Here is a 21,886-nt window from a genome sequence, read left to right on the forward strand (position 1 = left end):
TATCGCGGCCCGTGGACTCGCCGGCGCAGGAGGACAGACCGCAGAAGGGCGTCTCACGACGCACCGCGATCCTGTCCGGAGTCCTGTTCACGTCGCTGGCGGCCGTCGGGCTGGTGGCGCAGTGGCGTTCCCGCGGCCCTCACACCGGTCCGTCCATCCGGGACGACCTGCCGACGGTTCCGGTGCCCGCTCCCACGAACGAGCCGGTGGAGGTCGTGTACTGCGCGGGATGGGACTCCGCCGCTCGTGCGCCGGTGTCGCCGATGTCGGAGTCGGTGGCGCGCGCCCAGGACGCCTCCGGTGGCCAGTACGCGATGGTCCTGCTGACCGGCGGAATCGCGCGGGCGGTCGTGGAGGTGTGCTGGTCCGCTCGCCACGCCGAGGTGTGGTTCGTCGACGACGCCGGTCGCCGGTACCGGGGTGTCGCCTACCGGCGCTGGCCGGACGGGCGGGTGCGGCTGTTCGAGGTCCGCGGCTGGCGCTACGCCGAGCACGACACACCGGAGTTCCACGGTGACAACCCGACGGTGCGGGCCCGCGTCCGCCGCGACGCCACCGCGGCGATCAAGACCGTCTCGCTCGACTACGAGCTGTCCAGCGGCGGCCATTTCGCGACCTCGCGCGACTGGAACAACTGGCCGGAGCCGGCGCGGCCGCCGGACGACCTCGCCCCACCTGCGGTGGACGGCTGGCCGGCGCTCGCCGGCATGACCGGGCCCGTGACCGTCCGTTCCGGACCTGACGAGGTCCCCGCAACCTTCCCGTGGCGGCCGCCGCATCCGTTGCGACCGCGCCACATCACCGAGATGACCACGGAAGGTGCGCGGTTCCGCACGCGGGATGGCCTCGTTCTCACCGTTTCCCGGACTCCCGCCGGCAGGATCCGGCTGCCCAGCGGCAAGCTGGTCGTCGCGGACCCCGGCTGGCTCGACGCGACGGCCGCACCACTGGCCGTGGCGGGCCCGCCCGGTGAGTACGCGGTGGACGTGTTCCAGGTGACGGAGGACAAGACGCCGCGAACGACCTGGACGGCGGCGTGCCGCGTGACCGTCACGGACGCGCCGGTCACGTCGTGGGAGCTGGCGTTGCGCGAAGGCGACGTCGAACTGGAACTGGGCGACGGCGAGTTCTTCGGCAACCCGGTCGACACCGCCACCGTCGCGCTGGTCGACCGGACCGGCGCGACGGCGTTCCCGCGTTCCGACATCGACGCCGCCATGACGGGACAACCCTTGTACCGCACCATTTCCTCCGGTGCGACCGATCTGGTCGTCGTTCCGGGCTGGAGCGACGGAGCGTGCCTCGTGTGGCTCGGCCGCAGCGAGGACGGCTCGCTCAGCCGCTTCGTGGTCGACTTCCAGGTGCCTGGCCTGGCCACCGCCGAACCCGGCTGAGCCGCACCTGCTCGGCGCGGTCGTCAGGCGCGAGTGAACCCGTGGCTCCGCTCCACCTTCGCCACGTGCAGCGTGTAGCTCTGGTACCACTCGGCCCGGCCGCGTTGTTGTGCGGCGCGGTGCTCGGCGTTGGACCGCCACTGGGTGAGTGCGTCGGCGTCGCGGAAGTACCCGACGGTGATGCCGAGCCCGCCGGGAGTCTGCGCGTGGTCCATCCCGAGGTAGCCCGGGATGTCCTTCACCAGTTCTTCCATCCGTGCGTTGGTTTCGCGGTAGCCGCCCTGCTCCTGGGTTCGCACCGTGGTGAAAACAGCCACGTAGTAGGGAGGTTCGAAGGCCTCTACAGGCGCCACAGAGTCGCTCACGGCGTCACCGTAAGACGCGATGTCCCCTGCGATCCAACGACTTTCTCCAGTCCGAGCCGGTCACGGCGCGCTCGCACCATGTGGACGGGGATTGTCTAGGCTGAGCCCCGAAACCGAGGAGTGCTCATGAAGCTGTACGCAGTCACCGCCGTCGTCGACTCGGCCATGGCAACCTTGCGCAGCACCAAAAACGTGCGCAAAGTCACCAAGACCGCCTTGATGCCGGCTCTGGCGGTGACCAGCCCGCCACGCGACCCCGGCATGGCCGTCGGCCTGGCCGGCTCCTGGGCGGGCGACGTGGCACTGCTCGGCGACTCGGACCGTGCCTTCCGCACCGGCCTCTTCAGCTTCCTGGTGGCCCATCTCGGCTACACGGCGGCGCTGGCCAGGCGATCGCGGCCGGGCACGCGCAAGGCTGTCCTGCCGATCGTCGCGGCGTCGGCGGCAGGAGCGGCGGTGTTCGCCCGCGCGGCCGGCCCGATGGGACGACCGGTAGGCCTGTACGCGCTGACGCTCGGCACGATGGTCGCCGCCGCGTCCACTGTGCGCGGACCGGGCGCGCGCCGGGTTTTCGGTGGTGCGGCGCTGTTCGCGGTGTCGGACGCACTGCTCGGCGCGAGCCGGTTCGTCCTCGCGGGACGGGCGGCACGGGTGGCCTCGGCCGGCGTGATGCCCACCTACGCTGCCGCCCAGTGGCTGATCCACACCGGGTTCGCGCGAGAGGGTGACCCCGCCTGAAAACGCGGTGGAGCGCCTGTGCTAACGTTCTTCGTGTCGGAAACAGCAAGGCTCCGGCACACAAACAAGCGCCGCTAGCTCAGTTGGTTAGAGCAGCTGACTCTTAATCAGCGGGTCCGGGGTTCGAGTCCCTGGCGGCGTACTCCAAAAAAGCAGGTAGAGATTCGTCTCTACCTGCTTTTTTGCATTCTGCGTGCGCATCCTGATTCTCAGTCTCCACCTTGTGGATCATGGTTTGTGAGCCCGAGACGAGCCCGAGACGCGGATGATCTTCGACCGCCGGACGGTCCGGCATCACGCGCACCGAGGCGACCTTGCGCGGCACTAGTAGGCCGTCGCGGCTTAGTTGTGTGGTCCGCGATCTTGAGTTGGTTGTAGTTGCGAGCCGAGGCAAACGTTTGCTGATCACGCCACCTACCGCCAACTCACGATCACATCGCCGACACGCCGCGCGACACGCGGACGACCCGCCCATACCAAAGGTTAGAGGCGACGGTCTACTAGTCCGAAAATCATGGTGACCGGGGCAGGTGGCAGCGCCCCGGTCCTGCCGGGGTGAGCTGGTGGGATGTGCTGGTCAGGCGGCTGGGGTGAGTGTGACGGTGTAGCCGAGGGCCTCGAGTTGGCGGATGTGGTTGCGTTTCTTGCGGTCGTCGGTGACGCGTCTGTCGTAGAAGTCGGGACCGAGGTCGTGGAAGCGGGTGTCCGGGTCGAACAGCAGGTGCCAGATGATGACCAGGATGGAGCGGCCGACGGCCACGATGGCTTTCTTTGCGCCGCGGCGTCGGGCGATGCGGCGGTAGCGTTCGCCGAGGAAGGTGTGGGTGCGGGCGGCGCCGGTGGCGGCCTCGCCGAGGATGCGGGCGAGGTAGCGGTTGCCGTGCCCGGTGGCGGCGTTGCCCTTCCGGTCTTCGGACGGCCGGGCAGGTGCTTGACATCCTTGGCGTTGACCAGCCACGTTTCGAAGCCCTGCGCTTCCAGCACGTAGAAGATCGGCTTCCAGTAGTCCGACGTCGCTTCCATCACCACCCGCGTCACCCCGAGAACGCGGAGGTGATCGGCCATCGCCAGCAGCGACCTCGTCATCGTCGGGTACGGCCGCACCTCCTGTAGCCGCTTGCCACGCTCACCAGGGACCCGGACACAACACATCAGCTCGGCCTTGCCGACATCCACCGCCGCGATCCGCTGGATGATCTCCTCGGAATCCTGCGCTTCCGCCAGCACCACGCACCTCCTTTCACCACAGGGCAAAGGCGGTCGCCCGCAGGAGCTGCACGGGAAGAGCGGAATCTAGTCCGCGTGCTCGCAGCAACAGTGAAGGGCCCACGACGCAGCTCCCAGCGCCCGGCTAGACGACGGCCTCAGATGACCATAGAGCGACAGCGTCAGCGGGCGACCACTCCCGATTTTCACCCCGGAATGGGCCTCCCACCAGGGAGAAACGTGGCTAGACGGGCGATTCCCTCAGCAGTCGCGCGGGCGACCTGGGGCAGCAATCCGGTGTAGGTGTCCGCGGCGATGGTGATCGAGGAGTGCCGCAGCATGCTGGACACGATCCTTATGTCCGCCCCGGATGCAAGCGCCAGAGTCGCCGCACTGTGCCCCAGGTCGCGCAGTCGGATCGGCGGCAGACCAGCCTCGGTGACGAACTGGCTGAACAGCTTGGAGACGTCGGCCGGGGGCAGCGGTCGGCCGTCCAGCTCGGTGAACTTGAGGCCGAGGTCGACCCAGGCGTCACCGACGGCCTCACGTTGCCGCTGTTGCCGTCGCTCTGGTGGCACTCGAGACTCAGTCTTCAGCGTTCGAGATCGATGCGGATTCGGGAAGCAGGCGCAACAGCGGCAGGCAGAGGGTTGTGACGGCCATGACCGTGATGATGGCCAGGGTCATGGCGTGGTCGGGTGCGCCGCCGTGGAGGTACACGGTGGTGATAGTGGCGGAGCCCAGTGCGGTGGCGAGCTGCTGGATGGCGGTGAGGGTGCCGCTGGCGCTGCCGGCTTCCGCGGGGTCTACGTCGCCGATCGTGATGTCGAAGAGTGTCCCGAAGCACGCGCCCATGCCGATGCCCGCGAGCACGCCGGCGGGCGCCAGCGCCAGCAGGGTGACGCTGGTGCCGCTGGTCATCACCAGAGTCAGGAGCCAGCCGCCTCCGGCCAGGGTGACGAGCATGCCGGCCAGGACGAGGTTCCGTCCCATCTGCGGGGCCAGGGCCATGCCCGCCCCGGCTCCGGCGATGATGCCCAGAGTGAGGGGGAGCATGCCCACGGCGGCGCTGCCGGGGCTCGCGCCGAGGGCCTGCTGGATGAACAGGGAGATGACGAAGGCCAGGCCGTTGGTGACGGCGAAGAACATCAGCCCGACGGTCAACCCAGAGACGAAGCCCCTGTTGCGGAACAGCGACGGCTTGATCAGCGGTTCGGCGGCGGTGCGCTGACGACGTGCGAACAGCAACAGGAACAGCGCGCCGACGGCCAGGGAGACGACGGCGGGCAGGCTCCAGTCGGTCTCGGACCCCTCGATGAGGCCGAACATCGTGCCGAACACGGCCACGGCCAGCAGGCCCGCGCCGGTGCCGTCCACCGTGACGGAGCGGTCGCCGTTGCCGTGAGGGAGCAGCCGGGCGGCCAGCGCGATGCCGGCAGTGCCCAGAACGAGGTTGACGAGGAAGATCGGGCGCCAGGACAGCCCGGCGATGTCGGCCTCGATGACGAACCCGGCGAGCACGGGACCCGCGATCGTGGCGATGCCCAGCAGAGGGCCGAACAGATTGAACGCCGTGCGCCGCATGTCGGGGGTGAAATGGCGGGCGATGACCGCCATGCCTTGGGGGATCATCAGCGCGCCGAACGCGCCCTGCAGAACCCTCGCGATGATCAGGACGACTGGCGTGGGGGCCAGACCGCAGAGCGCGGACGCGAGGGTGAAGCCGGTCATCCCGATCAGGAAGAGGCGGCGCTGGCCGTACCTGTCGCCGAGCCGACCGCCGACCACCAGCAGGATGCTCATGGCCAGGGCGTAGGCGGCACCGAGCCATTTGATCAGAGCCGGCCCGCCGCCGATCTCTCCGACGATGCTGGGCGCGGCGATCGTGGTGACCGTGGCGTCGATCATGTCGAGCGCGTCGGCGAGCAGGACCAGGCCGAGAAGCGCCCACATGACGGTTCGGCCCAGTGCGGTGCCGCGATCAGATGGGGTGGTGATGGACGCCTGCATGGCGTGCTCCCAGGGTCGAAGGAGGTGTCTTTGCAGACAAAATCAGAACGAGTCTAGTTTTGCAATCAGTATGAGTTTGTATGTGTTCTAGGTTATGCTGGGTGCATGGTGACGACCCGTGGACCTGCGCCCGGCCGACGTGATCGGAAGAAGGCCGCGACCCGGCAGGCTCTGGCCGACGCGGCGCTGAAGCTCTTCCTCGAACGCGGCTACGACAACGTGACGGTGAAGGAGATTGCCGAGGCTGCGGACACCGCGATCGCGACGCTGTTCGCGCATTTCCCCGCAGGCAAGGAAGCCTTGATCCTCGCGGACAGCGGTGAGCGCCTCGAGTCACTGACAGCCGCGGTCCGCGAACGTCCGGAAGGAACTTCCGTCCTGGACGCCCTGCACGCGTTCTTCGCCGCAAGGGGGCCGTTCAACGACAACCTTCCGGACGAGTACCGCGTCCGTGTGGATCTCGTGCTGCGCACGCCCGCGTTGTGGGCCTATGCCCGCAAGGTGTGGGTCGACTGCCAGCCTTCACTCGCCGAACTGCTCGCTGAGGCCGCGGGCGTCGACGAACCGGACGACTCACTGCACGTGCTTGCCCGCTATGTGCTCGAGACGCCTGATCTCGCCTCGTACCGACCTGATCGCCGGGCCGCTCTGGCCGAGGCGTTCGCCCACCTCAAGCAAGGATGGCCACATCTGTGAAGCCGCTGCGCGCCGCAGGAATGAACGCTCTGGTCACCGGCGGCAACGCCGGCATCGGTTACTTCGTGGCCGAACAGCTGGCGTCAGCAGGTGCCAACGTCGTGCTCGGCTGCCGCGACGCCGGCAAAGCGGCAGCCGCTGCCACCGCGATTCGCGAGCAGATACCCGGCGCCTCGGTCGACCACATGCCGCTGGACCTGGCTGACCTGCAGTCGCTGAAGTCCTCAGTGGACACGTTGGAACTCGATCGCCTCGACGTGGTGGTGCTCAACGCAGGTGTGGCGCTGGACTCGCCACCGCGACGTGAGAGCGTCGACGCGTACGAGCTGATGTTCGCCACCAATCACTTGGGGCATTTCGCACTCCTTCACTGGCTCGCTCCCCTGCTCACCGCGGCTCCCGCTGCCCGCATCGTCACGACGGGCAGCTTCGCGGCCCGCTCCGAACGGCTCGACCTGGACGATCTGCAGTCCACCGAGTCCTACGATCCGAAAAGGACGTATGGGCGCTCCAAACTGGCGCAGATGAGCTTTGGTTTCGAACTCGACCGCCGTCTGCGTACCGCGGGTAGCCCTCAGCTCAGCGTCGTGGTGCATCCCGGTGGTGCGCTCGACTCCCTGACGCCCGCGCGAGCCGGAGTCCACACCCGGTCCAGGACCCAGCAGTTGCTCGGGCTGCCTGCCGGACTTCTCCTGCACGGCAAGGATGCCGGCGCCCTGCCTGCCGTCCGGGCCGCTCTCGATCCCGATGTCAGCGGTGGACAGCTCTGGGGACCGCGTCAGTTCGGCCTGCGCGGCGCACCGCATGTCGAACAACCACATGGACACATGACCGACCCCGAAACCGCCGCCCTGCTGTGGACGAAGAGCGTCGAGCTGACCGGTGTCGACCCGATGGCCGCGTGGGACAACGTCCCCGACACACCCCCACCAGCCGGCGACCGGTGGTTCTGACCGATGCTCGTCGTCAACCTCTCAGGCCAGATGGCGAGCCCGAAACGGGCCCGAGAGTTCTGACCTACGGCGCCACAGACCGGCAGCGGACAGCAGACGGCGACTCCGGATTCTGCATCTGATGCGCGGAAACGGCACTCGCTGACATCAGCCGACACCACCGTTGAGGGCCACCCGAGGACTCTTAATCAGCGGGTCCGGGGTTCGAGTCCCTGGCGGCGTACTCCGGAGAAGCAGGTCGAGATTCGTCTCGACCTGCTTCTTTGCATTCTGCGTACACATCCGGTCAGGGAAGCCGCGGGCTGCAGTGTTCGCGGACGGCCTCCCACACCTGTTCCGCGGTGGTGAGGGTAAGGGCGTGGTGGGCGATGTCGGCACACACCGTGTGATCGAGGCGACGGATGGTGGCGCGCACCTGGTCGAGGTGGGCCGGCGCCGTCGACAGCACGTCGCAGTCGAGACCGACCAGCAGCGGCATGACGAGCGGGTGTGCGGCGGCGTCGCCACACACGGATACGCGTTGGCTTTGGCGGTGTGCTGCGGCGATGGTCTCGGCTATGGCCCGCAACACGGCGGGGTGTGCTGCCAGTTGCGGGGTCAGCGCTGGGTCTCGGCGGTCGAGGCCGAGGATCTGGCCGGTGAGGTCATTGCTGCCGATGGACAGGAAGTCCGCGCGGGCCGCGATGTCGTCGGCCGCGGCGACGGCTTCGGGGAGTTCGATCATCGCGCCCAGTGGTGGTGGCGCTACTCCGAGGTTGTGTGCGACGCGGTTGAGAATGTAGCGGCACGCGTCCAGTTCACCGGGGGTCGCGACCATCGGGATCATGATGCGGACGTCGCAGTCTCCCGCGGTGGCGAGGACGGCCCGGAACTGGCGGGCGAACGCGTCGGGCTCGGCGAGCATGAGCGGCAGGCCCCTGCCCAGTCGGCCTGTTCTGCCCCTGGACAGGAACGGCGGCAGTTTGTCGTCGGCGTAGTCGAGGGTGCGGACGGTGACCGGGTGTCCGGCCAGTGCGCGCAGCACGGGCCGCAGGACGCCGGTGTGCTGCGCCTCGCTGGGCCACTCGGTGGCGTCGAGGAACGGGAGTTCGGTGCGCAGCAGGCCCACGCCGTCGGCGTTGGCGGTGATCGCGGCGCGCGCCTCGACCGTGGTGGCTATGTTGGCGCGCAAGGTGACCGTGTGGCCGTCACGGGTCTGCGCGGGCAGATGCCGTTCCGTGGCAAGGGATTCCCGGCGTTGCCGGGCGGCGCGCATCGCCTCGCCCGCGGCGGCCTGCTCAGCCGGCGACGGGTTGATGACGATCTTGCCCTGCACACCGTCGACGGCGACCTGGGCGCCGTCGACGTGGTCGAGCACGGCGGGATGAACGCCGACGAGCAGCGGGATTCCCAGCGAGCGCGCCACGATCGCGGCGTGGGAGTTGAAGCCGCCGGTGACGGAGACCGCCCCGGCCACCGTGCCGGCCCGCTCGAGCAGGTCGGCCGCGCCGATCTCGCCGGCCATCAGCACCACCGGGCCCTCGGAGTCCAGGCCGTGGTCGTGGCCGTGCAGCCGGGCGATCACGCGTTTGCCGACTTGGCGGACATCGGCCGCGCGTTCGGCGAGCGTCGGATCGGGCAACGCCGCCAGCGCCGCAGCGTGATGATCCACCGCGCGCTGAACCGCCAGCGCGAGAGGCAGACTGTCCCTGGCGTGCTGGACGGCCAGTGCCCGGAGGTCGGTGTCCATCGCCAGGTAGCTGATGACTTCGAGGATGTCGGCGTCCTCGGCGCGGTCTTCCGCACGCAGTCGCTCCGATGTGGACAGCAGGTCGGCGGCAACGCCTTGGAAGGCCTCGGTGATCTGGGTGACGGGGTTGCCGATGCCGTTCCAGGGCAGTGCGGTGGGGAGTGGACGGTCGGTGCGGTGCAGCACGCCGACGGCGGTGCCGGGGCTGGCCGCGCGCCCGCTGAAGCGCGACTGGCTCACCGGGCAGCCACCACCGCGGCCAGCGTGGTGAAGATCAACGCGGTGGACGTCGCCCCCGGATCCTGGTGGCCGATGCTGCGCGGCCCGAGGTAGGAGGCGCGGCCCTTGCGGGCCTGCAACGGAGTGGTGGCATGCGCACCGTCCTCGGCCGCCTTCGCGGCGGCCGCGGTCGCCGCCGCCAGGTCGGCGCCGTGGAAGAGGGCTTCTTCCAGCGCGGTGACCGCGGGTGCCAGCGCGTCGAGCATCGTCTTGTCGCCGAGCGTGGCCGCACCGAGCTGCGTGACGGCGGCCGTTGCGGCGTGCAGGGCCTCGACGAGTTGCCGCGGGGAAGCCGACGGTTCGGTCAGGACCTTGCCCGCGGCACGGAAAGCCGCACCGTACAACGGACCGGAGGCACCGCCCACAGTGGACATGAGCGTGCTGCCGGTCTTGACAAGGACGTCGCCGACCGTGGCCGGTTCGAAGGTCTCGAGCGCGGCGGAGACAGCGGTGAAGCCGCGGGACATGTTGGCGCCGTGGTCGGCGTCGCCGATCGCCGCGTCGAGCTGCGTGAGCTGGTCGCGGTGCTCTTCCACGGCGGTGGCCACGGCTCGGATCCAGGTGCTGGCCAGGGCGATGTCCACGGGATCCTCCTCGATCGGAACAGCCGTGCCGCCATCGTGCCCCGTGAGGTGAAGGTGCGCCATCAGTGGCCCCACCGCAGCCCCGGCGTCGCCACCGGCGCCGCCCACAGGTCGAGCATCTCGTCGTCGGCGCGGCAGACGGTGATCGACACGCCCGCCATGTCCAGGCTCGTCACGTAGTTGCCGACCAGGCTCGCGCCGATGCGCACGCCCTGCGTCGCGAGCACCGCGGCGACCTCGGCCGCCACGACGTAGAGCTCGATGAGCGGTGTGCCGCCGAGACCGTTGATCATCACGATGGTCTGGTCGCCGGCGTTCAGCGGCTGGTCGGCCAGGATCGCGTTCATCGCGAGGCCGACGAGCTCCTTGGCGGGCCGGAGCTTTCCGCGGCTGCGACCGGGTTCGCCGTGGATGCCCACTCCGATCTCGATCTCGTCATCCGGGAGGTCGAAACCGGGGCGCCCGGCCGACGGCGTGGTGCAGGCGGTGAGCGCGATGGCGAACGAACGAGAGGCCGCGTTGACCTTCTCCGCCATCTCGGCGACCTTGTCCAGGTCCGCCCCGCGATCAGCGAGAGCGCCGGCGATCTTCTCGACGAACACGGTGGCACCTGTGCCGCGCCTGCCCGCCGTCCACGTGGAGTCCTGCACGGCCACGTCGTCGTCGATCAGCACGGTGCGTGCGGTGATGCCCTCGTCGGCGGCGAGTTCGGCGGCGAGCTGGAAGTTCATCACGTCACCGGTGTAGTTCTTGACCACGAACAGCACGCCGGCGCCACCGTCGACGGCCTTGGCCGCGGCCAGGATCTGGTCCGGCACCGGGGAGGTGAAGACCTCGCCGGGCACCGCGGCGTCGAGCATGCCCGGCCCGACGAACCCGCCGTGCAGCGGTTCGTGCCCGGAACCGCCGCCGGACAGCATCGCGACCTTTCCGGTTCTGGGTGCGTCGGCGCGGACGATGATCCGGTTGTCCCTGTCCACCTTGAGTTCGGGGTGGAGCGCCGCGATGCCTGCCAGCGCGTCGGTCAGCACCGACTCGGGGGTGTTGATGAACTTCTTCACGACAGGACTCCTTCGGCCTGAACCGGCACCGGATGCTCGGCGACGCGGCGGGTGGTGGCGACGAGGTGGTACACGGCGGCGGCGGCAAGCCCGCCCGCGACCTCAGCGGCCAGGTACACGGGCAACTGTTCCCAGTGGACGGTTGCGCCGAACAGCTGTCCGGTCAGCATCGGCCCGAACGTGCGGGCGGGGTTGATCGAGGCGCCGGTGGCCGGAGCGATCGGGATGATGATCGCGAAGACGGCGAGTCCGATGGCCACGCCCGCGAAGCCCTGTGGCGCCCGCTTGTCGATCGCGCCGAACACCACCAGCACGAGCAAGAACGTGCCGATCGCCTCGGCCGCGAACGCCTGGCCCGCACCGACTTCGGCGCTGTACGAGGCGATGCCGAGGCCGGTGTCGACGGCCTTGTGGCCGAGCACGGCAACGATGCCGAACGTGCCCAGCGTCGCGCCCGCGAGCTGTGCGGCGAGGTAGCCGGGGACCTGCCGCCACGGCATCCGCCCGCTCGCGGCCAGCGCGAGCGTGACGGCCGGGTTGATCTGGCAGCCCGAGACGTGCCCGATCGTGTGGACCATCGCGATGACGGCGGTCGCGAAGGCCAGGGAGATCATGCCCAGCTGGGCCATGGTGAACGGGGCGTCGCCGCCCACGATCAGCGTCGCGGGGACGGATCCGACGCCGATGAAGACCAGCGTCGCGGTGCCGAGCGCCTCGGCGATCAGTGCCTGGGGGAATGTGTTGTCAGCCATGCGGAACGCCCGCGACAGTGCGGGGCGCTCACCTCCTCGGCGGGAACCAGGGTTCAGTTGACTGAACGGCGGTCGGTATTACTGAACGAGAGGAAGGTAAGCGTGGCCCAGGTCACTGTCAAGGGGTCGTCGCTCAAGCGAGAGCGCGGGCGAGCGGAGACCGACCGGCCCCCAGCTCACGGGACAGTTGGCGAGCCACCTCCCGCACCTGAACAGCCAGATCCTGGCTGCGCCCGTCCGCGAGCAGCCGCTCGACCGGACCGACCACGCCGATCGCACCGACGAGTCCCGACCTGTCGAACACCGGCGCGGCGATCCCCGCGTCCCCCAGCGTGGACTCCTGGTCCTCCAGCGCGTAACCGGCGGAGCGCACCTGTGCAAGCTGCTCGTTCAGCGCAGCGGGATCAGTGAGGCTCTGGCCGGTCAGAGGAGGCAGCGGCAGGGCGAGCAACTCGGCCTGCCGTTCGTCCGGCGAGAACGCCACGATTGCCTTGCCCAGCGCGCAGGTGTGCCACGGGATGCTCGCCCCCACCTCGAGGATCTGGACCGCGCCCTCCGGCCGGAACGCGTGATGCACGACCAGCACGTGGTCACCGGTCAGGACCGCAACCCAGACAGCCTCGTTCGCGCGGGCCGCCAGCAGATCCGCCCAGGTCAGCGACCTCATCCGCAGCTCGTGGGTCTCCAGGAACGCGTTGCCCAGCATGAGCACCCCCGGCCCCAGCACGTACTTGCCGGTCTGACTGTCCTGCGCGACCAGCCCCTCGGCCTCCAGCGTGCGCAGCAACGCGTGCACCGTGGGCTTCGCGACCCCCACTCGCTCGGCCAGCTCTGCCAGACCCAGCCGCGGACCACCCGCGCTCAGCAGTCGCAGGATCTGCACCGCCCGCTGCACCGACTGGACCACAACCGACCTCGATTCAGTATTGCTGAACACCGTTCAGCATGACAACATCCCGTTCATGCAACCTGTTGGGATCGTACTCGTGTCGCACAGCGCGGAGCTGGCGTCCGGACTGCGCGCGTTGCTGGACCAGCTCGGCGTCGAGCCGGGCTCGGTGATCGCCGCCGGCGGCACCGCCGACGGCCGGATCGGCACCAGCTACGACGCAATCGCCGCGGCCGTGAAGGACGCCGACCAGGGCAACGGCGTCGTCGTCCTGCCCGACCTGGGCAGCTCGGTCCTCACCGCCCGCGCGGTGCTGGACGACCACCCCCAGCCCGACGTGGTGCTGGTGGACGCCCCGTTCGTCGAGGGTGCCGTCGCCGCCGCCGTCACGGCCGCCGCCGGCGCCGACCTCGCCGCCGTCACGACCGCAGCCCAGGAGGCTCGCAATGCCACCAAGTTCTGACACGACCACGCACACCGACGACACGGCCGAAGCCGACGTGGTGCTGCCCGCACACCTGCACGCACGCCCCGCGGGCAGGCTGGCCAAAGCCGCGGGACAACTGTCCTGCCGACTGGAGATCTCACACGAGGGCAAGACGGTCGATGCGGCAGGAATCCTCGCGGTGATGGGACTTGGCGCCACCGCCGGTACCACCATCACCGTCCGCGCTCACGGCGAGGGCGCCCACGCCGCGGTGACCGAGATCTGCGAGCTGTTGCGCACCATCGACTGATCAGGATGGCGTTTGCCGGACGGACGAGGCTGTTCTGGTAGGCGATCGCGACGAATTGGGCGCGATCGCGCCGGTGAGCCGGTGGACGGCGGCGGACAGCTCGGTAGCCGTCCGTCGGCCCCTCGACCACGACGTCCGGAAGTGCCTTGTGCAACCGGGAAACCCGGCGTTGCAGGGCGTTCACCACGCCGGCTGGCGGGTTCTCACCCGTGTCAGCCCACGTGGACGACCGGCCGGTTGCCCGGCTCCGGCTCCGCCTGACGCAGCACCTCGCGCGTCAACGGCGGCACGTCGCCCTCACCGGTGAGCGTGTACCCGAGCAGCTGGACGATCGGGTTGGTTTCCATCCAGGCGAAGTAGACGTGCGGCAGCTTCCCGGTGATGTCCTTGATGTGCAGGAGCACGCCGGCGATCGCGTTCGGGATCGCCGGAGCCTCCACCCGCAGGATGCGGTAGCCGAAGCGTTCCTCGCCCGCCACCCGCAGGACGTCCTCGAACTCCGACGAGTCCGGGACCGTCACCTCCAGGAACAGCACCGGGTCGCCGACCGGGATGTGGTGGTCGGTGCGTTCCTCGAGCTCCTTGTCGCGGTACTCGGCCTCGTCGCGGTCGTCGGGTTCGTTGGCGATGATCCGGATCTCGGCGCCCGGATACTCGTCGAGGAACCGTTTCGCCGCGTCGTCCATCTCGACGCCGGTGACCCGCAGCTCGGTCGAGCGCGTGGCGCGCGAGATCAGCGAGGTCACGATGATCGCGAGGATGAAGAACGACGCGATCTTCACGCCGTCCGGGCGCTCGATGATGTTCGCGAACGTCGTGTACACGAACACGAGGGTGATCAGTCCGTACACAATGGACGCTCGCCGTTCGCCACGACGACGGGCCGACAACGCGACCGCGAGCGACGCGGACGTGATCAGCACCAGGACACCGGTGGCGTACGCGCCGCCCTGCGCGTCCACGTTGGCGTTGAAGATGATCGTGATGGCGAAGGCGATCACGGTGAACACCAGCACCAGCGGGCGGGTGGCTCGGGTCCAGTCCGGTGCCATGCCGTACCGGGGCAGGTAGCGCGGCACGATGTTGAGCAGGCCCGCCATGGCGGAGGCGCCGGCGAACCACAGGATCGCGATGGTGCTCAGGTCGTAGACGGTGCCGAACTAGTCGCCGAGGTAGGAGTGCGCGAGGAAGGCGAGCGCGCGGCCGCTGGCCTCGCCGCCCGGCTGGAACTTCTCCTGCGGGATCAGCAACGTCGTGGCGAAGCTGGAGGCGATCAGGAAGACGCTCATGATCAACGCGGCGGCGGTGAGCAGCTTGCGGGTGTTGCGGATGCGGGCGGCGGGCTCGTCGGGGTCGTCATCGGGTGCGCCTTTCACCAGCGGCATCACCGACACACCGGTTTCGAAGCCCGACAGGCCAAGCGCCAGTTTCGGGAAGACGATCAGGGCGATGGCCACCGCCATCCACCAGTTGCCGCGTTCGGCCAGCAGGAGGTTCGACCAGTCGACGACCAGGTGCGGTGCCGAGAGGGCGTGCTCCACCGCGACCGCGACGACCACGACGTTGAGTCCCAGGTAGACGACCACGAGCCCGACCGCCAGGCCGATCGCCTCGGTGAAGCCCTTGAGGAACACCGCACCAAGCAGGGCGACCAGCAGGAGTGTGACGACAACCTGCTGGCCGTCCAGGAAGTCGCGGGCGAACGGGTTCTCCAGCACGTGCGCCGTGGCGTCGGCGGCGGACAGCGTGATGGTGATGATGAAGTCGGTGGCGACGAAGCCGAGCAGCACCAGGACGGCCAGCTTGCCCCGCCACTGGGAGAACAGCCGTTCCAGCATGGCGATCGAGCCCTGCCCGTGCGGGCTCTCCCCCGCCACCCGCCGGTACACCGGCAGCGCGCCGAGCAGGGTCAGCAGCACCAGCACCAGGGTGGCGAGCGGCGACACCAGGCCGGCGGCGAGCGCGGCGATGCCCGGCTGGTAGCCCAGGGTGGAGAAGTAGTCCACGCCGGTCAGGCACATGACCTTCCACCACGACTTGCCCTCGTGGTCGACCTTGTGCACGTGCGGTCCGGGGAACCTGCCCTGCCTGCGGGGCAGACCTGCGAGCAGCCAGCTCCGGAACCTGTTCGACATGGGAGGCACGCTAGTGCACCGTTTCCTTCTCGGCCGGGATCCTCGTGGTGGCACCGATTCCCCGCCGCACCTCGCCAGGGCTGTGCACCACCCGATCGGGGTCGCGCCGGGTGGTGGAGGCGAGCTGCCACGGCACGCTCGTCACCATCACGCCGGGCTCGAACAGCAGACGGCCCTTGAGCCGCAACGCGCTCTGGTTGTGCAGCAGGTTCTCCCACCACCGGCCGACGACGTACTCGGGGATGTAGATGCACACGACGTCACGCGGACTGCTGCGCTGGAGGTTCTTGACGTAGTCGATCACCGGCCTGGTGACCTCCCGATAGGGTGACTCGATCACCTTCAGCGGGATCTTCATGCCACGTGCTTCCCATTCCCGTTGCAGGGCGCGGGTTTCGGAGTCGTCGACGTTGACGGTGATCGCGGCCACCGTGTCGGGCCGGGTCGCGCGGGCGAACGAGATGGCGCGCAGCGTCGGTTTGTGCAAAGTGGACACGAGCACCAGTGCGTGCACCCGGCTGGGCAGGGTCTCGGCCTCGGTTCCGGCCCGCAGCTCCTCGCGCACCCGGTCGTAGTGGCGGTGGATCGCCCGCATCATCAGGTAGAGCAACGGGATCGCGATGACGACCAGGTACGCGCCGTGCGTGAACTTGGTGACCAGCACGACCACCAGCACCACACCGGTGAAACAGGCGCCGAGCGCGTTGATCCACCGCGCGCGATGGATCCGGTGCCGCTCCGCGCTGGTCGTGGCATGCGCCAGTTCGCGGTTCCAGTGCCGCACCATGCCCGCCTGGCAGAGGGTGAACGAGGTGAACACGCCGACGATGTAGAGCTGGATGAGCCGGGTGGCCGAGCCGTCGAACGCGTAGATCAGGCCTCCCGCGATCGCCGCGAGCACGACGATGCCGTTGGAGAACGCGAGCCGGTCGCCGCGGGTGTGCAGCTGGCGCGGCAGGTAGCGGTCCTGCGCGAGGATCGAGCCCAGCAGCGGGAACCCGTTGTAGGCCGTGTTGGCCGCGAGGACCAGGATCAGCGCGGTGGCGGCCTGGATGTAGTAGAAGAGGAACGTCTGGTCGCCGCCGAACACCGCCGCGGCGAGCTGCGCGATGACCGTTCGTTGTGGATCCGTCTCGCAGTTGCCCACGAACCCGATGAGGTCGCAGGTGTGTTCGGTGAACCGCACGTCGGCGATGAGCGCCAGCGCGGTGACGCCGACGAACATGACGATCGAGATGCCGCCCATCAGCAGCATCGTCACGGCGGCGTTGTGCGACTTGGGTTTGCGGAACGCGGGCACGCCGTTGGAGATCGCCTCCGCGCCGGTCAGCGCGGTGCAGCCGGAGGAGAACGCGCGCAGCACCAGGAAGGCGACCGCCAGCGTGCTCAGGCCGACCTGCTCGGGGCGGATGTCGTAGCCCGCGCTCTCCGCGACCGGGCGGTCACCGAACACGGTGCGGATCAGCCCGACGGTGATCATCAGCAGCACGCCGGCGATGAACGCGTAGGTGGGCACGGCGAACGTCCGTCCGGACTCGCGGACACCGCGCAAGTTCATGGCCGTCAGGAACGCGACGAAGCCGAGGTTGATCGCGACCCGGTACGGGTTGAGCTCCGGCAGCGCGGAGATGATGTTGTCCACGCCCGCGGCGACGGACACCGCCACGGTCATGATGTAGTCGACCATCAACGCGGCCGCGACCACCAGCCCCGCCGAGCGGCCGAGGTTGCGCGACGCCACCTCGTACGAGCCGCCACCACTGGGATAGGCGCGCACGACCTGCCGGTAGGAGATGACCACCACGGTCAGCAGCACCGCGACGGCGAGCCCCACCCACGGGGCGAGGTGCAGGAACGCCAGCCCGCCCAGGGTGAGGATCAGCAGGATCTCCTGCGTCGCGTAGGCGACCGACGACAGCGGGTCACTGGCGAAAATCGGCAGCGCGAGTCGTTTGGGCAGCAGGGTCTCGCCCAGCCGGTCGCTGCGGAACGGTCGTCCGAGCACCAACCGCTTGACCCACGAGGTGGAGGACGGCACGCCGCCAGCATGAATGCTCGAACCGGCTCACGCCTGCAAAGAACCCGTCAAGATCCAGTCATTCGGCGTTGGGATTGCGTAAAGACCGGCTGTCGCTGGACCGGGACGCGCGGCGCGGACGGGTCGCCCTCGCGCAGGTGCAGCATGGGGGCCAGCGCGGCGCGCAACGTCGACACGAGCACCACGACGCCGAGCGCGTCGAGCCCGATGACCAGGGCATCATGGCCCGCCTGACCGACCAGCGCGAGCTCTCCGTACCGGCCGAGCACGAAGCCGTCGTGCAGCAACCAGCAGACCACCGCGGTCGCGAGCGCGGCCCGCCAGGTGGAGATCAGCGCGATCACGTTGACGACGGCGACCATGGCGATCACGGACAGCACCGGATGGCCGGTCGCCCCGGTGGCCACGGCCAGCGCGGTGGCCGCGATCCCGAGCAACACACCCAAGGGAAAGCCGAACCCTCCCGATATCCGTCGCATCTCACCAGTTCACCGCCAGGTGAAGCGGAAGAGGAGGGTCCTTGGCGAACTCCCAACGCCCAGCTGAAGAATCCTGACGCGATCCTTACAGCTCGAGCCGGTAGCCCATCCCCGCTTCGGTGATCAGGTGCCGCGGCCGCGACGGATCGGCCTCCAGCTTGCGCCTCAGCTGCGCGAGGTACACCCGCAGGTACTGGGACTCCCCGACGTGCGTCGGCCCCCAGACGTCCTGCAGCAGCTGCTTCTGCGACACCAGCCGGCCGGGGTTGCGGGCGAGGATCTCCAGCAGTCCCCACTCCGTCGGAGTCAGGTGCACCTCCGCGCCGTCCCGGTGCACCTTCTTGACGGCGAGGTCGACGGTGAACGTCGCCGTGGTCACGATCGGGTCTTCGACGGTCTGCGTGGTGGCTCTGCGCACGGCGGCGCGCAGCCGGGCGAGCAGTTCGTCCATTCCGAACGGTTTGGTGACGTAGTCGTCCGCGCCCGCGTCGAGCGCCTCGACCTTGAGCACGGACTCGGTTCTCGCGGACAGCACGATGATCGGCATGGACGTCCAGCCGCGCAGGCCCGCGATGACCTCCACGCCGTCGATGTCGGGCAGGCCGAGGTCGAGCACCACGACGTCCGGTTTCTCGTCCACGGCTACCCGCAGCGCGGTCTTGCCGTCGTACGCGGTGAGCACGTCGTAGCCGCGTGCGGAGAGGTTGATGCGCAGCGCGCGGACGATCTGCGGTTCGTCGTCCACCACCAGCACAGTGGTCATTCCAGGTGCTCCTGTTTGTGGACTGGCAGAGAGATGACAACGGTGAGCCCGCCGCCGGGGGTGTCCTCGGCGTGGATCTCACCGCCCATGGCCTCGGTGAAGCCCCTGGCCACGCTGAGGCCGAGCCCGACACCCGGCGTGGCGTCGCGGTCTCCCAGGCGCTGGAACGGCGTGAACACGCGGTCCGCCGATTTCCTGGGCAGGCCGGGGCCGTGGTCCACGACCCGCAGCTCCACGTGGTCACCGTGCGCGCTGGCCCTGACCGCGATCTCGGGCTCGTCCTCGTCGACCCTGCCGTCACCGTCCACGTCGACCCGGCGGCGCGGCCGGAGCCTGCCGTGGCGCAGCGCGTTGTCGATGACGTTGGCCACCACGCGTTCCAGCAGTCCGGCGTCGGCGACGACCTGCGGCAGGCTCTCGTCGACGTCGACCGTCATCGTGTTCCGTTCGTCGATGCCGGTGAGCGACCTGGCGACGATCTCGTAGTAGCTCACCGGACGCAGCTGCGGCGACACCGATCCCGTGGCCAGCCGGGACGAGTCGAGCAGGTTGTCGACCAGGCCGTTGAGCCGGTCGGCCGACTCCTCCACGGTGGCCATGAGCTCGGAAGTGTCCTCTTCGGACAGTCGGAGCTCGCGGTCGCGGAGGCTGCCGATCGCGGCCTTGATGGACGTCAACGGCGTGCGCAGGTCGTGGCCCACCGCGGAGAGCAGCGCGGTGCGCAGCTCGGTCGTCTCGACCTTGCGTTGCGCGTCCAATGTTTCCGCGGCCATGCGCTGTTGCCGCAACGCCATCAACGCCTGCCCCGCAGCGGCCTCCAGCACCCGCTGGTCACTCGCCGGCAACGTCCTCCCCCGCAACGCCAGGTGGATGTCGGACGTCACCGCGATGTCGGCGTCGGCGTCGTCCGGCTCGTCGCACGGCCGCGGGCCCACGCACGCGACGCGTTCCCAGCCGCCGTTGCGCCGTTCCAGCAAGGCGACGGAGTCGAGGCCGAAGTTCTCCCGGATCTTCTCCAGCAGCCGCGACAACGGATACGGGCTCGTCAGCACCGTGCGGGAGTAGGAGGCGAGCAACGCGGCCTCCGTGCGGGCGCGGGCGCCCTGTTCGGCGAGCCGTGCGGCGCGGTCCACCACCAGCGCGACGATCGTCGCCACGATCACCATCGCGATCAGCGTGATCACGTTCTCCGGGCTGGCGACGCTGAGGCTGTAGTAGGGCGGAGTGAAGAAGAAGTTGAGCAGCCCCGCCCCGAGGAACGCGCTGACGAGCGCCGGTCCCAGGCCGCCGACCAGTGCCACCACGCAGGTGGCGAGCAGGAAGCCGACCAGGTCGGTGGAGTAGTCGATGTCGTCCTGCCAGAACAGGCCGAGCACGGTGACCAGTCCCGGCAGCAGCACGGACGCGAGCCAGCCCGCGAGCTGCCGTCCGTGGCTGAGCGCGTTGCGGCCGATCTTCCAGCGGAGGCCACGGCGTGCCGCGTCGTGCGTGACCATGTGCACGTCGATCGGGCCCGAGTCGTGGATCACGGCCGCGCCGATCCCCTCGTCGAGCGCCCGCGCGAGCCGTGACCTGCGCGAGGTGCCGAGCACGAGCTGGGTGGCGTTGACACCGCGGGCGAACTCCAGCAGCGCGGTCGGCACGTCGTCGCCCACGACCTGGTGGAACGTGGCGCCGAGGTCCTCGGCGATCTTGCGGCACTTCGCCACGACCTCGGGGGGCGCGCCGGTGAGCCCGTCGCCGCGCATCACGTGGACCACGAGGAGTTCCGCGCCCGCACGCAGAGCGATGCGCCGGGCGCGGCGGATGAGCGTCTCGCTCTCGGGTCCGCCGGTGATCGCGGCGACGACGCGTTCGCGGGTTTCCCAGGTGTCGGTGATCTGCCGGTCGCGGCGGTACCGCTGCAGGGCGACGTCGACCTGGTCGGCGACCCAGAGCAACGCCAGCTCGCGCAACGCCGTCAGGTTGCCGACGCGGAAGTAGTTGCCCAGCGCGGCATCGATCTTGTGGGCGGCGTAGACGTTGCCGTGCGCCAACCGCCGTCTGAGAGCCTCCGGCGTGATGTCGACCAGCTCGACCTGTTCGGCGCGGCGGACGACCTCGTCCGGCACGGTTTCCCGTTGCGTGACACCGGTGATCCGTTCGACGACGTCGTTGAGCGACTCCAGGTGCTGGACGTTCACCGTGGACAGCACGTCGATGCCGGCGTCGAGCAGCTCCTCGACGTCCTGCCACCGCTTCTCGTTGCGCGAGCCCGGCACGTTGGTGTGCGCGAGCTCGTCGACCACCGCGACCTCGGGCGCGCGGGCCAGCAGGGCGTCGACGTCCATCTCGGTGAAGTCGACGCCGCGGTGGTGGATCTCCTTGCGGGGCAGGATCTCGAGGCCGTCGAGCAGGCTCCGGGTCTTCTGCCGCCCGTGCGTCTCGACGAGGCCGACGACCACGTCGGTGCCGCGCTCCCGGCGCCGGTGAGCCTCGCCGAGCATGGCGAAGGTCTTGCCGACGCCGGGAGCGGCGCCGAGGTAGATCCTCAGCTCACCCCGGCGACCGTCAACGGGCAGTGTCGATGGCACGGTTCAACGCCGTCACGTTGACAGTGGTGGTGAAAGTGCCACCGGTGTTCGCGTGCACCAGCTCACGCACCTTCTCCAGGGACAGCCCGGACGCGCGCGCCACGCGGGGCACCTGCAACGCGGCGTACTCCGGGCTGATGTCCGGGTCGAGACCCGACGCCGAGGCGGTCACGGCGTCCTGCGGCACCTGGTCCTCGGCCACGCCTTCGCGTTGCGCGATCTCCGTGCGGCGCTGGGAGATCACCTTGTCGTAGTCGGAGTTCCGCTCGCCCTTGTTCGAAGCACCCGAGGCGGGCAGCGTCGCGGCCGACGGGCGCGGAACGAAGTACCCGTCGCCCTGGCGGACGACCGCGACCAGCGTGGTGTCCGTGGCTTCCGCATTGCCGTGCAGGCCGGGAATCCGGGAAACACCCCACACCGCCAACGGGTACAGCACCCCGCAGATGACCGTGAGTGCGAGCAGGATGCGCAGTCCTGCCCACGCCTGCTTGAAGAAGTTGTCCAT

The 21,886-nt window shown here is 69.3% G+C and carries 22 protein-coding genes, 1 tRNA gene and 1 pseudogene; 7 read left to right on the forward strand and 17 right to left on the reverse strand.

Annotated features, from left to right (window positions below; translation table 11 throughout):
- The first annotated feature begins 11 nt into the window (after nt 1-11).
- A complete protein-coding gene (locus JOD27_RS46695; RefSeq protein ID WP_204764170.1) occupies nt 12-1,394 on the forward strand; it encodes a DUF4241 domain-containing protein in 1,383 nt (460 codons plus the stop codon).
- 23 nt (nt 1,395-1,417) lie between these two features.
- On the opposite strand, the gene JOD27_RS22145 is transcribed toward JOD27_RS46695, so the two are convergent.
- Nucleotides 1,418-1,759 (reverse strand): antibiotic biosynthesis monooxygenase family protein, encoded by a 342-nt coding sequence (locus tag JOD27_RS22145; protein ID WP_239568246.1) that lies wholly within the window; start codon nt 1,757-1,759, stop codon nt 1,418-1,420.
- A gap of 126 nt (nt 1,760-1,885) precedes the next feature.
- Between JOD27_RS22145 and JOD27_RS22150 the strand changes: the two genes are divergently transcribed.
- On the forward strand, nt 1,886-2,497 hold the full coding sequence (locus tag JOD27_RS22150) for a lysoplasmalogenase (RefSeq protein ID WP_204764171.1): 612 nt from the start codon (nt 1,886-1,888) through the stop codon (nt 2,495-2,497).
- Between the two features lie 68 nt (nt 2,498-2,565).
- Nucleotides 2,566-2,639 (forward strand) — tRNA-Lys (locus JOD27_RS22155).
- 435 nt (nt 2,640-3,074) lie between these two features.
- Here JOD27_RS22155 and JOD27_RS46700 read toward each other — a convergent pair.
- From JOD27_RS46700 to JOD27_RS22170, 4 genes and pseudogenes are all read right to left on the reverse strand, one after another.
- Nucleotides 3,075-3,455, reverse strand: coding sequence for a hypothetical protein (locus JOD27_RS46700; RefSeq protein ID WP_307830305.1), 381 nt, complete (start codon nt 3,453-3,455; stop codon nt 3,075-3,077).
- Between the two features lie 20 nt (nt 3,456-3,475).
- A pseudogene (locus tag JOD27_RS46705) lies at nt 3,476-3,649 on the reverse strand (IS110 family transposase); the annotation flags it as partial.
- A 260-nt stretch (nt 3,650-3,909) separates the two neighbouring features.
- Entirely contained in the window at nt 3,910-4,281 is a 372-nt protein-coding gene (locus JOD27_RS22165) for a tyrosine-type recombinase/integrase (protein WP_204764172.1), read from the reverse strand.
- 7 nt (nt 4,282-4,288) lie between these two features.
- Complete coding sequence (locus JOD27_RS22170) at nt 4,289-5,713, reverse strand: MFS transporter (protein WP_204764173.1); 1,425 nt, start codon at nt 5,711-5,713, stop codon at nt 4,289-4,291.
- A gap of 105 nt (nt 5,714-5,818) precedes the next feature.
- Between JOD27_RS22170 and JOD27_RS22175 the strand changes: the two genes are divergently transcribed.
- Together JOD27_RS22175 and JOD27_RS22180 are read left to right on the forward strand one after the other, a co-directional pair.
- Nucleotides 5,819-6,409, forward strand: coding sequence for a TetR/AcrR family transcriptional regulator (locus JOD27_RS22175; protein ID WP_204764174.1), 591 nt, complete (start codon nt 5,819-5,821; stop codon nt 6,407-6,409).
- On the forward strand, nt 6,406-7,362 hold the full coding sequence (locus JOD27_RS22180; RefSeq protein WP_372441718.1) for an SDR family NAD(P)-dependent oxidoreductase: 957 nt from the start codon (nt 6,406-6,408) through the stop codon (nt 7,360-7,362). The genes JOD27_RS22175 and JOD27_RS22180 overlap by 4 nt, the downstream gene beginning before the upstream one ends.
- 286 nt (nt 7,363-7,648) lie before the next feature.
- Here the strand turns inward: JOD27_RS22180 and JOD27_RS22185 are convergent, their stop codons facing one another.
- The 5 genes from JOD27_RS22185 to JOD27_RS22205 form a co-directional block, all read right to left on the reverse strand.
- Entirely contained in the window at nt 7,649-9,331 is a 1,683-nt protein-coding gene (locus tag JOD27_RS22185; protein WP_204764175.1) for a putative PEP-binding protein, read from the reverse strand.
- Nucleotides 9,328-9,954 carry a dihydroxyacetone kinase subunit DhaL gene (dhaL, locus tag JOD27_RS22190; RefSeq protein ID WP_307830265.1) on the reverse strand — a complete coding sequence of 209 codons (627 nt, stop codon included), beginning with the start codon at nt 9,952-9,954 and terminating at the stop codon, nt 9,328-9,330. The genes JOD27_RS22185 and dhaL overlap by 4 nt, the downstream gene beginning before the upstream one ends.
- 62 nt (nt 9,955-10,016) lie before the next feature.
- Nucleotides 10,017-11,015, reverse strand: a complete 999-nt coding sequence (gene dhaK, locus JOD27_RS22195) for a dihydroxyacetone kinase subunit DhaK (protein ID WP_204764177.1) — start codon at nt 11,013-11,015, stop codon at nt 10,017-10,019.
- Nucleotides 11,012-11,767, reverse strand: a complete 756-nt coding sequence (locus JOD27_RS22200; protein ID WP_204764178.1) for an MIP/aquaporin family protein — start codon at nt 11,765-11,767, stop codon at nt 11,012-11,014. The genes dhaK and JOD27_RS22200 overlap by 4 nt, the downstream gene beginning before the upstream one ends.
- Nucleotides 11,768-11,900: 133 nt before the next feature.
- Nucleotides 11,901-12,674: an IclR family transcriptional regulator gene (locus JOD27_RS22205; protein WP_204764179.1), complete on the reverse strand. Its 774-nt coding sequence runs from the start codon at nt 12,672-12,674 to the stop codon at nt 11,901-11,903.
- A 55-nt stretch (nt 12,675-12,729) separates the two neighbouring features.
- Here JOD27_RS22205 and dhaM point away from each other — a divergent pair, with 55 nt between their 5' ends.
- Together dhaM and JOD27_RS22215 are read left to right on the forward strand one after the other, a co-directional pair.
- Nucleotides 12,730-13,119: a dihydroxyacetone kinase phosphoryl donor subunit DhaM gene (gene dhaM, locus JOD27_RS22210; RefSeq protein ID WP_204764180.1), complete on the forward strand. Its 390-nt coding sequence runs from the start codon at nt 12,730-12,732 to the stop codon at nt 13,117-13,119.
- Nucleotides 13,103-13,393: an HPr family phosphocarrier protein gene (locus tag JOD27_RS22215; RefSeq protein ID WP_204764181.1), complete on the forward strand. Its 291-nt coding sequence runs from the start codon at nt 13,103-13,105 to the stop codon at nt 13,391-13,393. Before dhaM ends, JOD27_RS22215 begins: the two co-directional genes overlap by 17 nt.
- Before the next feature lie 212 nt (nt 13,394-13,605).
- On the opposite strand, the gene JOD27_RS45105 is transcribed toward JOD27_RS22215, so the two are convergent.
- From JOD27_RS45105 to JOD27_RS22245, 7 genes are all read right to left on the reverse strand, one after another.
- Entirely contained in the window at nt 13,606-14,493 is an 888-nt protein-coding gene (locus JOD27_RS45105) for an amino acid transporter (RefSeq protein ID WP_239568248.1), read from the reverse strand.
- A gap of 60 nt (nt 14,494-14,553) precedes the next feature.
- Nucleotides 14,554-15,528, reverse strand: coding sequence for a hypothetical protein (locus JOD27_RS45110; RefSeq protein WP_239568251.1), 975 nt, complete (start codon nt 15,526-15,528; stop codon nt 14,554-14,556).
- A 10-nt stretch (nt 15,529-15,538) separates the two neighbouring features.
- The gene (locus JOD27_RS22225; protein ID WP_204764182.1) at nt 15,539-17,566 is read right to left on the reverse strand and encodes an APC family permease; all 2,028 of its coding nucleotides are present in this window, start codon (nt 17,564-17,566) and stop codon (nt 15,539-15,541) included.
- Nucleotides 17,567-17,613: 47 nt separating this feature from the next.
- On the reverse strand, nt 17,614-18,012 hold the full coding sequence (locus JOD27_RS22230) for a hypothetical protein (protein WP_204764183.1): 399 nt from the start codon (nt 18,010-18,012) through the stop codon (nt 17,614-17,616).
- Between the two features lie 118 nt (nt 18,013-18,130).
- Nucleotides 18,131-18,808 (reverse strand): response regulator, encoded by a 678-nt coding sequence (locus JOD27_RS22235; RefSeq protein ID WP_204764184.1) that lies wholly within the window; start codon nt 18,806-18,808, stop codon nt 18,131-18,133.
- On the reverse strand, nt 18,805-21,381 hold the full coding sequence (locus JOD27_RS22240) for a DUF4118 domain-containing protein (RefSeq protein WP_204764185.1): 2,577 nt from the start codon (nt 21,379-21,381) through the stop codon (nt 18,805-18,807). Before JOD27_RS22240 ends, JOD27_RS22235 begins: the two co-directional genes overlap by 4 nt.
- Nucleotides 21,359-21,886, reverse strand: coding sequence for a potassium-transporting ATPase subunit C (locus JOD27_RS22245; RefSeq protein WP_204764186.1), 528 nt, complete (start codon nt 21,884-21,886; stop codon nt 21,359-21,361). The genes JOD27_RS22240 and JOD27_RS22245 overlap by 23 nt, the downstream gene beginning before the upstream one ends.

The organism is Lentzea nigeriaca, from assembly GCF_016907955.1.
Classification (GTDB): domain Bacteria; phylum Actinomycetota; class Actinomycetes; order Mycobacteriales; family Pseudonocardiaceae; genus Lentzea; species Lentzea nigeriaca.

Bases quoted from the DNA above. Each gene is read 5' to 3' on its own strand.
- JOD27_RS22150 (WP_204764171.1), top strand. From the start codon at position 1,886: ATGAAGCTGTACGCAGTCACCGCCGTCGTCGACTCGGCCATGGCAACC.
- JOD27_RS22170 (WP_204764173.1), bottom strand. From the start codon at position 5,713: ATGCAGGCGTCCATCACCACCCCATCTGATCGCGGCACCGCACTGGGC.
- JOD27_RS22175 (WP_204764174.1), top strand. From the start codon at position 5,819: ATGGTGACGACCCGTGGACCTGCGCCCGGCCGACGTGATCGGAAGAAG.
- JOD27_RS22200 (WP_204764178.1), bottom strand. From the start codon at position 11,767: ATGGCTGACAACACATTCCCCCAGGCACTGATCGCCGAGGCGCTCGGC.
- dhaM (WP_204764180.1), top strand. From the start codon at position 12,730: ATGCAACCTGTTGGGATCGTACTCGTGTCGCACAGCGCGGAGCTGGCG.
- JOD27_RS22215 (WP_204764181.1), top strand. From the start codon at position 13,103: ATGCCACCAAGTTCTGACACGACCACGCACACCGACGACACGGCCGAA.
- JOD27_RS45105 (WP_239568248.1), bottom strand. From the start codon at position 14,493: ATGGCGGGCCTGCTCAACATCGTGCCGCGCTACCTGCCCCGGTACGGC.
- JOD27_RS45110 (WP_239568251.1), bottom strand. From the start codon at position 15,528: ATGTCGAACAGGTTCCGGAGCTGGCTGCTCGCAGGTCTGCCCCGCAGG.
- JOD27_RS22235 (WP_204764184.1), bottom strand. From the start codon at position 18,808: ATGACCACTGTGCTGGTGGTGGACGACGAACCGCAGATCGTCCGCGCG.
- JOD27_RS22245 (WP_204764186.1), bottom strand. From the start codon at position 21,886: ATGGACAACTTCTTCAAGCAGGCGTGGGCAGGACTGCGCATCCTGCTC.